The sequence below is a fragment of the Epilithonimonas sp. KH_059 genome, assembly GCF_057838485.1.
Window position 1 is genome coordinate 1,056,243 of sequence record NZ_CM174468.1, and the last position, 13,599, is coordinate 1,069,841.

The window sequence follows — 13,599 nt, forward strand, 5'->3', positions numbered from 1 at the left end:
ATATGAAAAAGAAGTTCACCCTGAAAAAAGCCCTTTACATTTTCCTAGGTCTTTTACTGGCTTTAGGCCTCATTTCAGGAATCTCTTACCTCATCAGCTCTAACTCAAGCAAGAGCGAAGTGTTTCTAACCAAAAAACCAGTCATCAAAGACATGGACGATAAGGTGATGGCCACAGGAAAGATTGTTCCTAGAGAAGAAATTGAAATCAAACCAAACATGCCTGGAATTATTAATAAAATTCTAGTGAAAGAAGGGGACCATGTGAGCGCGGGACAACTAATTGCCACGATTCAAATCGTGCCAAGTGTGCAGAACGTAAATGCTTCCATGCAAGAAGTTAACAATGCAAATCTTCAGATTAGCAATGCAAAAGCAAATCTTGCGAACCAGAGACAGCAGTTTGATATGCAGCAAAAGCTGTATACGCAAGGAGTCATTTCAAAACAAGAATTCCTTACGGCTCAGCAGCAATTGCAAAGTGCACAGATTCAATTAAACAATGCGAACCAACAACTTTCTACGGCGAGAAAAAGCCTTCAAATTGCAAGAACAGGAGTCACTCCTGAACTTCAAGGAATGGCCACTACACAGATTCGTTCGAAAGCTACAGGAACGGTATTAGACGTACCTGTAAAAGTGGGTAGCCAGGTGATTGAAGCCAACTCTTTTAACGCAGGTACAACCATTGCTTCGGTCGCTAATTTAAATTCTCTTATCTTTGAAGGACAAATCGATGAAGCTCAGGCTGGAAAACTAAAAGAAGGCATGGATTTAAACATCGTAATCGGCGCCCTTCAAAACAAAAAATTCCCGGGCAAACTTACCATGATTGCACCCAAAGGGAAGGATGAGAACGGGACGATTAAATTCCCTGTCGAAGGGGACGTCTTTAATCCTGACAATGAATACATTCGTGCTGGATTTTCTGCAAATGGGGAAATTGTGCTGAGTTCTCAAAAAAATGCACTACTTTTGGAAGAAGCACTTATTCAATATGAAAAAGTCAAAGGAAAGGACACTCCTTTCGTCGAAGTAAAACAACCGGACGGTTCCTTTAAAAAACGCACTGTAAAATTAGGAGCCAGTGATGGAATCAATGTTCAGATCCTATCCGGTATTACAAAAGACTCTGAAGTCAAAGTATGGAATCCAAGCGATAAGGATAAAGAAGCTCTAAAAGAGCAACAAAGCAAGTAAAAAAAACCTAATTATAATTGTGAAATTCTGGAGCTGGCAAATGCGGGTTTCAGAATTTTTTTTTACGACCCGTTTTACAGAACCCACAATAAATTTTTGTGCATACAACCCACAACACTTCCATTATTTCAAACAACATTTTGCTCCTCGATTGCTATTGTCAAAATAGCAGTTGTTCTATTGTTTTCATAAGTTTATAAACTGCGATAATTTGCTTTAGGGATAAAACTATTGGAATAATTATTTTGATTTTTGTTTATTAAATCTATCAAAGTATCTGTTTTTTAGTATATTTGTTTATTATAATAAACAATAGTATGCTCGATTCGATTACGATAAAAGAAATGAAAACCAATATTGGGTCTTGGTGTCGAATGATGCGCAAAGCAGAACGTCTCACCAAACAGGAATTAGCTCAGGAGCTGGAGCTATCGAGATTCACCATAGCAAATCTCGAAAACGGAGAAAATCCTACGCTCGAAACATTATTGAAAATTTTACAATATTTCGATGAAATGAAAGGCTTAAATCAATTTGTTGAAAATAAAATGGAAAATCTTTCCAATAACCAATCCATGTATTAAGTATGGCTAAAAATCAAATTATTTCTGTTCATTTTCAAGGGGTAGAGATTGGGAAAATTAGCTATGATGAAGATAAGCGTAAATCATCTTTCCAGTATAATCCAGCGTATTTAGAGATGGATTTGTATAAAAGGCTTTTTCCCTATGTCATTAGGAGAAGTCCAAATGTTCAGGTTTTTTCAGAATTTGAAAGCGAAACTTTTAGGGGTATGCCTCCTATGATTGCAGATTCTTTGCCTGACTATTTTGGAAACATCGTTTTTAAAGAATGGTTAGAAGCAAGCCATAAAGATATTAAGAACATTTCTCCCTTAGAGCAACTCACCTATGTAGGTCAAAGGGGAATGGGAGCGTTAGAATTTAGTCCAGCCAAAGATATTACCTCTAGCACAACGATAAATGTCGCAGAAATTGCGCAGGGGGTTAAAAAAGTACTTGACGTTAAAACAGCTGTTAAAGAAAAAGGCTTGAGCGACGTGGCGCTACTAAATATTTTCAAAATCGGAACATCCGCTGGCGGTGCAGGACCCAAAATTTTGGTTTCAGAACATAAAAAAACAGGCCAGTTAAAAGCGGGTGATTTAGAAACTTCTATAGAGTACAATCACTATCTTATCAAATTGTCGATTGCTGAAAACGAAGGATATTCTAAGGAAAAAGTAGAGTTTATTTACTACCAAATTGCCAAATCTTTAGGAATTGAAATGATGGACTCCAAAATAATTGATGATAAGCATTTTGCGACCCTACGGTTTGATCGACAAGAAGGAGAGAAACAACATGTTTTGACCGCTTCTGGAATGACGGGTTGGGACTTTAAAAATCCAGAAAATTCTACTTATGAAAATCTTTTCCGATTATCAGTCGATCTTAGGCTTCCTCATAAAGATATAGAACAACTTTTCAAGCGAATGGTTTTTAATTTGGTTTTTGCCAATATTGATGATCATTTGAAGAACTTCGCCTTCATTTATAACACAGATAAAGACCGTTGGAATCTAGCGCCAGCCTATGATCTGACGTATCCGCTAGATGCTTTAAAGAATTATATAAGGGTTTCACGAGCGATGTCAATCAATGGAAAAAGAAGTGCTATTACCAGAGAGGACTTATTAAAGATAGCCGATCAGTTTACTGTTAAAAATCCGAATGCTATTATGGATCGTGTTCTTGCGGCGACTGAATTATTTAGACCGCTTGCAGAGAAACAAGACATTCCACAAAAAGTGATTGATAAAATTGAAGCTGAATTTATTCAGTTATAGAATTAGGGCAGGTATTTGCAGCTCTTTTATAATTTGTCTAGTAACTGCATAACCAACTGATATAATGGAGAATTGCTCCTCTGAGCAAATTTATTTTAGGTTTCAATTCAGAAAATTGCATATTATTTCTTTTTTCCTTAAATTAGAGTCTGTAGTAATCTACACACCGACAATAGGTAAAACCATTATTAATTCCGCACGCATGAATACTCTAATCAATTATCTCAATTCTAACCACTACGAGTATAAGGAAAATCAAGAGAAGCTAACTGTAAGGCTTAATTCCGTACAAGAAGTTATGATATCAAAATCTCCTGAGGGAAGTTTGAACTTCTCCAATCGATTCACGGGATGGAATTTTCTCTCGGGATTTTTCCAAATGAGTCTTTCAAGTGCGATTCTTCTAAACCTTCCTTTTCTCGCTATCATCACATTTGCCATAGTGTATTTTGAATTAAAAAGCCCAATGGGAAATTTCACTGTCCATTTCGTCATTTTAGCCGCATACCTCCTTTCGTTTGCAGCAAGCATTTACAAGTACAGCAAAAATTTAAAGTCTTTTGAAGCGCAGGTTCGCTCAATAAAATAAAAAATTATTTCCTGCTAAAACACCTGTTCCAATTATCAGTTTTCAAATTAGATTTAGTGTCTTAAATAAACTAAAATCTAAGAGAGCTTTTATGAGCACTTTGTTAGATAAACATTAGAGCTTCATACGAAATAGGATAATTTTTAGAAATTTAACTGCTTAGAGAATTTTAAAAAGGATACGAGTTTAAATAAATTAAACAGCCAACCTTTCGAAAAAATAAGATTACTTCTTGAAAAGAAGTGCGGTATTTAGAAATAGCAGAAGTAAAGAAAGTGTAACCCATACGGAAGTACTCATATCGCTTACTCTTTTGGCTTCCACCAAGGTCATCGCCTTTTGTGAGAGTTTTAAACTCTGGTTAATGTAATTATTGATTTCAATAATTTGGTCCATGTTTTTATTGGGAACCGCGTGCTGCGAAAAATACACTAGGTTCTTCTTTCCAATGTATCCGGCAAGCCAGTATTCATCTGAGTTGTCCATTTGCAAGTATTCAAGTCGGTAATGCTCAGAGCGAATCTTACCCGCATGACGCAGGTCGAATTTTTCGGAATCTAGTTTTGTGGAATCTAGTTTAATTGCGTAAAAATCAACAGGCTGTGGTAGCTTGTTTATGATTTGTACCGCCATGGAATTGGGAACAAGCTGATCGTAACTCTTCTGTACGAACCAGTACGCAAAAAAAGCACTCGCCCCTAAGACAATTACGACTCTCACCAAACGCACCTTTACGCTATGCTTTCTCCTTTTCACGGTTGAAAGCAGAATGGCAAAGCACAGTAGCAAAAAGACGATAAAAACGAAATTCTCCATCGGGGGCAAAGATAGTAAATCTTCTTTCTAGGTGAGTCCCGATCCTTCGTAAATCCTTTGATCTAGTAAAAAAATGCGTGTAAAACCCACTCAACATTGATTATTTAACCCGCTCAGCCTTAAAAGGAAGGATCTATGCATTTATCTAGTATACCTATGCGTTGAAAAATAAAGTGTATTTTTATTTAGCCTTGGATCCTTAGATAGTATGGACCTAGGTACTAACAAACTTGTAAACTATATCCAGTATGAAAAATAATCTTTCGCTCGCGCTTGGCTTCTTCCTACTCTTGTTCTTTGGACTTGTATCGGCACAGAAGTACAAAATTTCCTATGAGATGAACTTTAAAAGCGATCCAGCGGCCACTACGCTGAGCAAAACGGATATGATCCTGCTGGTCGATCAATCAAAATCTATATTCCTCAACCGCAAGCACTATGAAGGAGATTCTCTTGCACAAACGCAGACCCTGTCCAATGGTCTTTTGCCTCCGCGTTCTTTGAATTTCAAACAGATGGTGAAAAAAGACCATGAGGCAAAAACCTATTCTGAATATCTTCGTCTTGCACGAGAAATTTATAAAACGAAAAGTCCCCTACCTATACTTGATTGGAAGATCACATCCGAAACCAATACCATAGGCGAATACAAAGTTCAAAAAGCCCTTTTAAGCCATTCAGGTAGGGAGTGGGAAGCTTGGTTCACCCCCGACATTTCGATTGCAGAAGGCCCGTCCGTTTTCTATGGACTGCCTGGTCTCATCCTATCGATGAAAGACTCGAAAGGGGATTATGAGTTCAACTTGACGGGAATCAAAAAAGAAGAGAATTTGAATGTCGATTATCAATTTAAAGAACCGCTACAAATAAGTAAAGCGCAGCGATCTAAGCTACTAATCGATTATTATAAAAACCCAATTCGCGACACTGGTGATGAAAGCTCCCTTTCCAATTTGAAAGAGAGAAAAGAGAAGATTCAAAAAGATCTTCGGGCAGACAACAATCCGGTAGAATTAAAGGACGCTATTCCCTATCCTTAATACCCTTGATTTCTCGTCCTACACTTTCCCTTCCCACTCGTTATAGAACTGGTCTAAAAACTGCTCCATAAACGCATGACGCTGCTCGGCCAACGCTTTTGCTTTTGGGGTGTTCATAAAATCCTTTAAAAGAAGGAGTTTTTCGTAGAAGTGGTTAACGGTAGTCCCATTAGACTTCTTATACTCTTCTTTGGACATGGCTAAACTGGGCTTTTGATTCGGATCGTACATGGGATTATTTTTAAATCCACCAAAATTGAAGGTCCTAGCGATTCCAATGGCTCCGATGGCATCCAATCGATCTGCATCTTGGACAATATCGAGTTCAATCGGTCTCGATTTTGGAGCATTCTCCCTATTTTTAAACGATATATGTTCAATAATATAGAGCACCTGATTTGTGATAGTCTCCTTCACTCCAATTGAGTCTAAAAACTTTTTAGAAATGCTTAGGGCCAAAGTTTCATCGCCGTCATGGAATTTAGGATCTGCAATGTCGTGCAAAAGTGCGGCAAGTTCAACCACTTCCAATTCACAGCTCGTATCCTCTGCAATCAACTTCGCGTTTTTCCATACACGCTCGATATGGAACCAGTCATGGCCTGCTTCCGCTCCCTCAAGCTGCTTTTTTACAAAGTCTATGGTTTTCTCTATGGTTTCGTTCATTTTGTATCGTTTAAAAAAGTAACAACTCGTTTCCAAAACACTTTGTTGTAGGACCGGAAAAAATTCACATGTCCGATGTCTTCTTGTGGACTGTCCTTCGGAGATACCAAGTCATAAGTGGGTTTTAAGTTAGGATAGGTTCGGTCTAGTAAATCTTCGACTCCGGACTTGGTGAGCCATGCGTCGTCACTCGCCCAAAGGACCAAAGTTTTCTGATTTAAGCTTTTGGACACATCCACTTCGCTCTTATCGAGCAGTCGTCCAGTGGATTTTTTGTGAAGGATTAGGGTTCTCCAATCCTTGCTTACTCCCTTGGGGAGAGGCTCTCCTAAGGCAAAAAACGGAGCTGGAAAATACCCAAGTACACTTGTCGTAAGCGGCTCAAGCAGTCCGAACCCTGCGAGTCCTAAGAGCTTTGTTTTTAAGTCTAAATGCCCGACATACGCATTTTGCGTAGAGACAAATACAAATTTCTCAAAATTCTTTGAATCCTCGTTCATTCCCAGGATAAGAGCTCCCACAGAATGGCCTACCAAATACGTTTCAAACCCTTTATAGTTCTGCTCAATGTAGTCTGTGACTGCTTTGTAATCGAGTGCGCCCCAAACTCGCATCGTGGCTTTTAGGTTACGTATATCTCCATTCTTAGATAGTCCAATTCCTCTATAATCGTAACATAAGACATGAAATCCTTCTTCACATAGGTAAGTAGCAAAGGAATAGTAGACCTGTTGCCTTACACCGGTTGCGCAGTTAATAACCACCAGTCTTGACCTTGGATTTTCGGGGGTAAAAAGGGTGGCGGCTAAAGAATAGCCATATTCTGCGGTAAGTGTCAAACTTGTTTTCATATATAATCGGGACTTTCAGGTTTTAGAAGTACCCCTCATTTAGCGCCTCCTACAAAAGCCTCTTTAAAAATGAAAGTATTTTTAATAATTTCTTATATAAAGAGTACGTAGACGGTATGCTCTAAATAGTGTTTTAGTGAGAATCAAGATCCTTTAAGAAAGGGAGACCTGCTTGTGACCCGCGATTAATCGCTACTTTTAGAGAAACATTATTTCCAAACTTCACGCAATCTTCTGTGGATTTTCCTTGGCAGAAGGCCATTGCAAATCCCGAAGTGAACGCATCACCCATTCCCATTTTGTGAAGAATCTCGTCGTGGTCATTTCTTAAATAGCGCATTTCGGATCCGTTGTAAAAGGTAGTGGAATTGCTATCGTCCCGTACAAACAGTACGTTTGCAAAGGATTTGATTAGATTCTTTTCACTGCAATTGGCAAAGACAATGGGAAGATCTACACTCTTTGCCACGATGAAGGAGGCGTATCGTAGGGTCTCTAGGGATAGAGTCAGTCCAGGTGCTGCATAGATCCCAAGTTTTAAATTGTGCTTTTGAGCTAGTTTTGCGGTGGCCTCAACCACTTCCATAGGAACCTCCAATTGAATGAGCACAAGATCTGCGGATTCAAATTCTTTTTCAGCAGCCTCAATATCGGCAGGTTTTAAAAGGTGGTTTGCAGCCGGAACCACGACAATGGCATTCTTACCTTCCGAAGCAGAAACATAGGCGGAACCGGTTGCGGCCTCGCTTGTTTGTACCACATGAGATACATCAACACCCTCCTTTTTCAGATTATCTAAAATTTGCTGGCCTTTGGAATCTTTTCCTACGCATCCAATAAAGGATACATTCGCACCCAATCTTGCCGTACCGACGGCCTGATTGGCTCCTTTTCCGCCAAAAAAATATTCGCTGTTGTAAGCTAAAACGGTTTCGCCAGGTTCCGGATGGGTTTTGGTGTTTAACACCAAATCCACGGAGCTACTGCCCACCACGATAATTTTAGGTTGCTTAGAGGTATTATGCATTGCGATAGAGGTTAAATAACAAATTTAGGGCATTCAAGAGTAAGACTCAAACTTTTAGGACAAAATTAACTGCCGACTTCGATAAACTCACTTACGACCTTGACAATTTCACCGCTTGAATCGAGTCCAAAATAGCTCGCATAAAAGCCTTCGCCGTAGCCTGCCTCAAAGGCAAACACTTGTCCTTTCTTCTCTCCATTTGGAGCTAAAAGTGCAAATTGATCGATTGCACCGTTTTCATCAAAAAATTCTTCGTGGAAAAACTCTTCATAAAGTCCCATGAAATCCACTCCTTTTCTTTCGTAGAGCGTTTGCTCTAATAGAGAAAGTTCGTTTTGCGTATCGCTATCCATGTAAGCGGCCATTCCTGATTCTACAGGAAAGCCAAAGATTTCACCGGAGGCAAGCTCTTTTGGATCTTGTCCCTGCGTAAGTCCTAACTCCCAATCTACAACGGGAGTGTCCGCACATATGAGCTCTATGTAAGCTACGCAGCTACTTTCCCTCTCCTTATGAATCAGCACAGGATAATCGCCAGACTTAAGTCGGCGCGTAAAAGGCTTCATGTCGCTTGTGATTATAGGATCACAGGCTACAAGCTCCCCTGTAGGAAGATGAAGCACCCCTGCCTCAAAGGTCTCTAGAAGTGGACTTTCTACGAAATTGCGGCTAAAAAGTTTCTTTATATTCTCGATGGGTTCCATATCATTCAATTCTTAAGTATAGACAAAGCAAAACAGTGCCAAAGTAAAATCCCCTTGAAAATAGAAATCATTCCCTTCTGCTTTCTGTTGACTTTAGATACATAAACCCCAAGATTTCCTTGGGGCTTTATGCTTTGCACACTTGTGCACCTTCTCGTAATTAAAGGGTAAGGAGCTTTTGCTCCAATAACGCGATTTTATCTTCCGCGTCCTTATGTTTTTTTCTTTCCATTTCCACTACCTTCTCAGGAGCTCCGCTCATGAATTTTTCATTCGAGAGTTTTTTCTCGACGGATTTTAAAAATCCTTTTAGGTAAGTGATTTCTTCCTGTGTTTTCTCCTTTTCTGCCTCTAAATCGAGGGTCTCGCTTAAAGGAATCGAAAACTCCTGGTTCCCTACAAGGAACGTATAGCTCGGAAGAGACGTTTTGCTTTCAAAATGAACACTTTCCAAGTTTGCAAGTTTCTCGAGAACCGGAAGGTTCGCAAGGTCCTTGCTACTGGTGTAAAGTTCTACCGCTTCTCTTGGAGAAAGCCCTTTGCTTTGGCGGTAGTTTCGAACTCCAGAAATTATTTCTTTAGTTAGTTCAAAGTCAGTTAAGATCTTTTCATCAAACGCTTTCCCTGCGGATTGTTGCGCAATAATAAGCGCCTCCTCAGTACTTCTTTCGCTCGCATTCTGCCAAAGTTCTTCTGTTAAGAACGGCATAAACGGATGAAGCAGTTTTAATAGCTCCTCAAAGTATCCGATGCTACGCTCGTAAACTTCTTTTGAAGCCTTTTCTCCGTAGCTAGGTTTAATAGCCTCTAAATACCAAGAGCAGAAATCATCCCAAATCAGTTTGTATAATAAATGAAGAGCATCTGAAATTCTAAATTTCTCGAACTGCTGATTGATCTCTACGATGGTTTTGTCCAGTTTGTTTTCAAACCAATCCATAGTTTGAAGATCTCCCTTACTCGCTTTAATCTCATCCGACTTTTCCCAGCCTTCCATGAGTCGGTAGGCATTCCATATTTTGGTTGCAAAATTTCGTCCTTGAAGCATTAAATCTTCATCAAACAGAAGGTCATTCCCTGCCGCTGAACTCAGTAGAATTCCCACGCGAACGCCGTCCGCACCGTGCTGCTCTATTAATTTAAGCGCATCGGGTGAATTCCCAAGGGATTTCGACATTTTGCGTCTTTGCTTGTCTCTAACGATTCCTGTGAAGTAAACATTTTTAAACGGCACTTCTCCTCTGAACTCTTGTCCCGCCATAATCATACGAGCCACCCAGAAAAAGATAATGTCCGGACCTGTAACTAGGTCTGAGGTTGGGTAGTAATACGATATGTCTTTGTTTTCAGGGTCAAGCAGTCCATCAAATACGGACATAGGCCAAAGCCACGAAGAGAACCAGGTATCAAGCGCGTCTTCATCTTGCGACAAAGAAGAAAGGGTAAGGGAAGAATTCCCTGTTTTTTCTTTGGCAATAGTAAGCGCCTCTTCGATGGTTTCCGCAACGACAAAATCCGATTCGCCGGATCCGTAATAAAAGGCAGGAATTCTTTGTCCCCACCACAATTGACGAGATATGTTCCAGTCCCGGATGTTCTCCATCCAGTGTCGATAGGTATTTTTAAATTTCTCAGGATGGAATTTAACCTCATCGTTCATCACCACGTCTAATGCGGGTTTTGCGAGTCCGTCCATTTTCAAAAACCACTGCACGGAGATTTTAGGCTCAATCACAGCGCCAGTTCTCTCAGAAGTACCTACTTTATTCACGTAGTCCTCCGCTTTTAAAAGCAAATCCTTTTCAGCAAGTTCTTTCGCGATCTCTTTACGAACCACAAAACGATCTTTGCCTGCATAATGCAGTCCATGGTCATTTAATTTTCCTTCCGAGTCTAAAGAATCGATTAGTTCAAGGCCATGCTTTTGACCAATTTCGTAGTCATTGATGTCATGAGCAGGGGTGATTTTCAAAGCCCCGGTTCCAAATTCTAAATCTACGTAGTCATCACTAATGACAGGAATGACTCTTCCTACGATAGGCACAATTACGTTTTTCCCCATTAGATGAGCGTAACGCTCATCTGCAGGATTCACGCAAATCGCGGTATCTCCAAAAATGGTTTCGGGTCTCGTAGTAGCAACCGTAAGAAACTCTTCGCTTCCTTCCACTTTATATTTAAGGAAATAAAGCTTTCCGTTTTGCTCTTTGTAAATAACTTCTTCGTCCGAGATATTAGTTTGCGCTTCGGGATCCCAGTTCACCATTCGGTGTCCACGGTAAATAAGTCCTTTGCGATACAAAGCCACAAACGATTTAATTACCTGCTCAGAAAGTTTGGGTTCTAAGGTAAAGCGGGTACGGTCCCAGTCGCAAGAAGCTCCAATTTTCTTAAGTTGCTCTAAAATAGTGCCGCCATACTCGTTTGTCCAATCCCAAGCATGCTTAAGAAACAGCTCTCTCGTAAGGTCTTTCTTGTCAATTCCTTCGCTCTTTAGCTTTGCCACTACCTTTGCTTCTGTAGCAATCGATGCGTGATCCGTGCCCGGTACCCAGCAAGCATTGTAGCCTCTCATTCTTGCGCGACGCACAAGAACATCCTGAATGGTATTGTTTAGCATATGCCCCATATGCAAAATTCCGGTCACATTGGGTGGAGGGATCACCACCGTGTACGGGGGACGATCGTCAGGGGTACTTTTAAAATACCCGTTCTCACTCCAATAGCGGTACCATTTCTCTTCTGTTTCGGAAGGGTTGTATTTGTCATTAAGTGGCATAAACTCTAATTTTTGATTTCCTAAGTGCAAAAATAGGCAAAACAAAAATTTAAAAACATTTAATCAAAATATTTTTAACTTTGTCCCTTGGAATTTATCCAACCGACGGATTTTCCAAAGTATAAATACATACAAATTATGAGAAAACTACTTTCAATCGCCCTTGTGGCATGCGCTATTGCCACTACATACGCACAGAAAATTGCATTTGATAAAACCACCATTGAGTACGGAGTTATTGAAATGGGATCGGACGGACATCGTTATTTTAATGTGAGAAACACAGGAGACAAACCTTTAATCATTAATAAAGTACAAGCCGCTTGCGGATGTACGACTCCAGAATGGAGCCAGGCCCCTGTACTACCGGGAAAAAGCTCGAAAATCAAAGTAGGCTACGACACCAAAATAAAAGGAGAGTTCACCAAACTAATTGAGGTGTATTCGAACGACCCGAAACAAGGTAGAGCCACACTTTACATCAAAGGAAACGTTCAACCGAAAGGAGAAGTACCTGCTAATGCAGCCCCAAAAGGGAAGAAAGCTGGAAAATAAGAAAAGAGAATTGAAATTTTAATTTTGGCCCATTTCCCCTAAAGGAAAGGAAACGAATAGCGTAGAGACTTTAGCGTCTCTGCGCTTTTTTTATTTTAGGGAAGGAAGCCTCTCGATTCTAAATTATTTACTAATTTTAACCTTAAAGTAAGCAAGGAACCATTTAAGGTTTTCCTTCTGCTTTCATAGAAACGAGGTCTGAAGACCTTTAAGACACAAAATGATTTTTAATTAAACACAGCTAAGGATGGATTTAGATTTCAGCGATAACTTTCGCGCAAAAGGCAAGGTAAAACTCGAAAAGCATAGCACCCGCTACGAGGGTGAGCTTACCAAAGCCCAAGGAAAGGCCCTACTCAAATTAGAGAAGGAAAAACTCTACGAACTCCAAGAAAAACTTTATGCGGACGGTTCAAAGTCGCTCCTTATTATCCTCCAAGCTATGGATGCCGCCGGCAAAGACAGTTTAATTGAACATGTCTTTGGTGGGGTAAATCCACAGGGCTGTGAGGTCACCTCCTTTAAAACGCCAAGCACGAAGGAATATTCTCACGATTTCCTATGGCGACATACAATCGCCCTTCCTGCAAAAGGAAAAATCGGAATCTTTAACCGCTCCCACTACGAAAGCGTTTTGGTCTGCAAAGTGCATCCTGAGTACAATTTGAGCGAAAAAGTATGGGACGACATAAAAGAATTTGACACCCAATTCTGGGAAGATCGCTTTGAAAGCATTGAGCATTTTGAGAAGCATTTGGCAGGCAACGGAACGAAAATCGTGAAGTTATTTTTGCATGTTTCAAAAGACGAACAAAAAGAGCGCTTTTTGGATCGATTGAATGAAGAAGAAAAAAACTGGAAGTTTGCTCATGGCGATCTAAAAGAAAGGGCGCTTTGGAATGAATACCAAGACGCTTATGAGACTGCGATATCGAAAACCTCCAAAGACCATGCTCCTTGGTTTATCGTTCCTGCCGATCAAAAGTGGTTTGCTAGAGTAGCCGCGGTTCAAATTATTATTGATGCGCTTGAAGAAATGGACCTTTCGTTTCCAGATTTCCCGAAAGAGAGAAAGAAGGAGCTCCTTGAGGCAAAAAAGGCGTTAGAGAGCGAAAAATAAAAACCCATAAGAAATTCTATAAGCCGGATTCTGTATCGCCCTAAAGGGCGATGCTTGTTATTTATCTACGCAAGGCATTGCTGCCTTACTTGAGCTGATTACCCCTCGGCATTGGACGGGCCGCCCTTAATTGCCGATATACTTACCATTGCACCGTATAGAGTTTACCTGGTTTCACTACAGCCGAACTGTACATACTTTCTGTTGCACTTGTCCTCGCATCACTGCGGACGGATGTTATCCGCTATACTGCCCTACGGTGTCCGGACTTTCCTACCCTTCCAAAGGAAGAATCAACAAGCCGAATTTCTTATGGATGGCAAAGATACTTTATTTTGAGCTTTTTTTACGCATCGGAGTGCAGCGGTCTCCATAGGAAATCTCGCTTCAATTCTTTAAAATCA

At 40.3% G+C, this 13,599-nt stretch carries 13 protein-coding genes and 1 other RNA gene; 7 read left to right on the top strand and 7 right to left on the bottom strand.

The window, feature by feature from the left end:
- Window positions 1-2 precede the first annotated feature (2 nt).
- The 4 genes from AC3IRX_RS04910 (at window position 3) to AC3IRX_RS04925 (ending at window position 3,637) form a co-directional block, all read left to right on the top strand.
- Entirely contained in the window at window positions 3-1,199 is a 1,197-nt protein-coding gene (locus AC3IRX_RS04910; RefSeq protein WP_459083459.1) for an efflux RND transporter periplasmic adaptor subunit, read from the top strand.
- A 317-nt stretch (window positions 1,200-1,516) separates the two neighbouring features.
- On the top strand, window positions 1,517-1,783 hold the full coding sequence (locus tag AC3IRX_RS04915; RefSeq protein ID WP_459083458.1) for a helix-turn-helix transcriptional regulator: 267 nt from the start codon (window positions 1,517-1,519) through the stop codon (window positions 1,781-1,783).
- A 2-nt stretch (window positions 1,784-1,785) separates the two neighbouring features.
- Complete coding sequence (locus tag AC3IRX_RS04920) at window positions 1,786-3,048, top strand: type II toxin-antitoxin system HipA family toxin (RefSeq protein ID WP_489211355.1); 1,263 nt, start codon at window positions 1,786-1,788, stop codon at window positions 3,046-3,048.
- Window positions 3,049-3,250: 202 nt separating this feature from the next.
- Window positions 3,251-3,637: a hypothetical protein gene (locus AC3IRX_RS04925; protein ID WP_489211356.1), complete on the top strand. Its 387-nt coding sequence runs from the start codon at window positions 3,251-3,253 to the stop codon at window positions 3,635-3,637.
- A 225-nt stretch (window positions 3,638-3,862) separates the two neighbouring features.
- Here AC3IRX_RS04925 and AC3IRX_RS04930 read toward each other — a convergent pair whose 3' ends face one another.
- Complete coding sequence (locus AC3IRX_RS04930) at window positions 3,863-4,453, bottom strand: hypothetical protein (RefSeq protein WP_459083455.1); 591 nt, start codon at window positions 4,451-4,453, stop codon at window positions 3,863-3,865.
- 248 nt (window positions 4,454-4,701) lie between these two features.
- Between AC3IRX_RS04930 and AC3IRX_RS04935 the strand changes: the two genes are divergently transcribed.
- Entirely contained in the window at window positions 4,702-5,493 is a 792-nt protein-coding gene (locus AC3IRX_RS04935; protein ID WP_489211357.1) for a GLPGLI family protein, read from the top strand.
- A gap of 18 nt (window positions 5,494-5,511) precedes the next feature.
- Here AC3IRX_RS04935 and AC3IRX_RS04940 read toward each other — a convergent pair whose 3' ends face one another.
- From AC3IRX_RS04940 to AC3IRX_RS04960, 5 genes are all read right to left on the bottom strand, one after another.
- Complete coding sequence (locus AC3IRX_RS04940; RefSeq protein WP_489211358.1) at window positions 5,512-6,159, bottom strand: HD domain-containing protein; 648 nt, start codon at window positions 6,157-6,159, stop codon at window positions 5,512-5,514.
- Window positions 6,156-7,010: an alpha/beta hydrolase family protein gene (locus tag AC3IRX_RS04945; RefSeq protein ID WP_489211359.1), complete on the bottom strand. Its 855-nt coding sequence runs from the start codon at window positions 7,008-7,010 to the stop codon at window positions 6,156-6,158. Before AC3IRX_RS04945 ends, AC3IRX_RS04940 begins: the two co-directional genes overlap by 4 nt.
- 133 nt (window positions 7,011-7,143) lie before the next feature.
- The gene (locus AC3IRX_RS04950; protein WP_489211360.1) at window positions 7,144-8,037 is read right to left on the bottom strand and encodes a ribokinase; all 894 of its coding nucleotides are present in this window, start codon (window positions 8,035-8,037) and stop codon (window positions 7,144-7,146) included.
- Window positions 8,038-8,102: 65 nt separating this feature from the next.
- Window positions 8,103-8,741 carry a DUF4241 domain-containing protein gene (locus AC3IRX_RS04955; protein ID WP_489211361.1) on the bottom strand — a complete coding sequence of 213 codons (639 nt, stop codon included), beginning with the start codon at window positions 8,739-8,741 and terminating at the stop codon, window positions 8,103-8,105.
- Window positions 8,742-8,901: 160 nt separating this feature from the next.
- Window positions 8,902-11,520: a valine--tRNA ligase gene (locus tag AC3IRX_RS04960; RefSeq protein WP_489211362.1), complete on the bottom strand. Its 2,619-nt coding sequence runs from the start codon at window positions 11,518-11,520 to the stop codon at window positions 8,902-8,904.
- A gap of 138 nt (window positions 11,521-11,658) precedes the next feature.
- On the opposite strand from AC3IRX_RS04960, the gene AC3IRX_RS04965 reads away from it, so the two are divergent.
- Both AC3IRX_RS04965 and AC3IRX_RS04970 read left to right on the top strand, forming a co-directional pair.
- Window positions 11,659-12,075: a DUF1573 domain-containing protein gene (locus tag AC3IRX_RS04965; protein ID WP_489211363.1), complete on the top strand. Its 417-nt coding sequence runs from the start codon at window positions 11,659-11,661 to the stop codon at window positions 12,073-12,075.
- 247 nt (window positions 12,076-12,322) lie between these two features.
- Window positions 12,323-13,195 (top strand): PPK2 family polyphosphate kinase, encoded by an 873-nt coding sequence (locus tag AC3IRX_RS04970; protein ID WP_489211364.1) that lies wholly within the window; start codon window positions 12,323-12,325, stop codon window positions 13,193-13,195.
- Window positions 13,196-13,198: 3 nt separating this feature from the next.
- Here AC3IRX_RS04970 and rnpB read toward each other — a convergent pair.
- Window positions 13,199-13,508, bottom strand: an RNA gene (gene rnpB / locus AC3IRX_RS04975) — RNase P RNA component class A.
- Window positions 13,509-13,599: the final 91 nt, after the last annotated feature.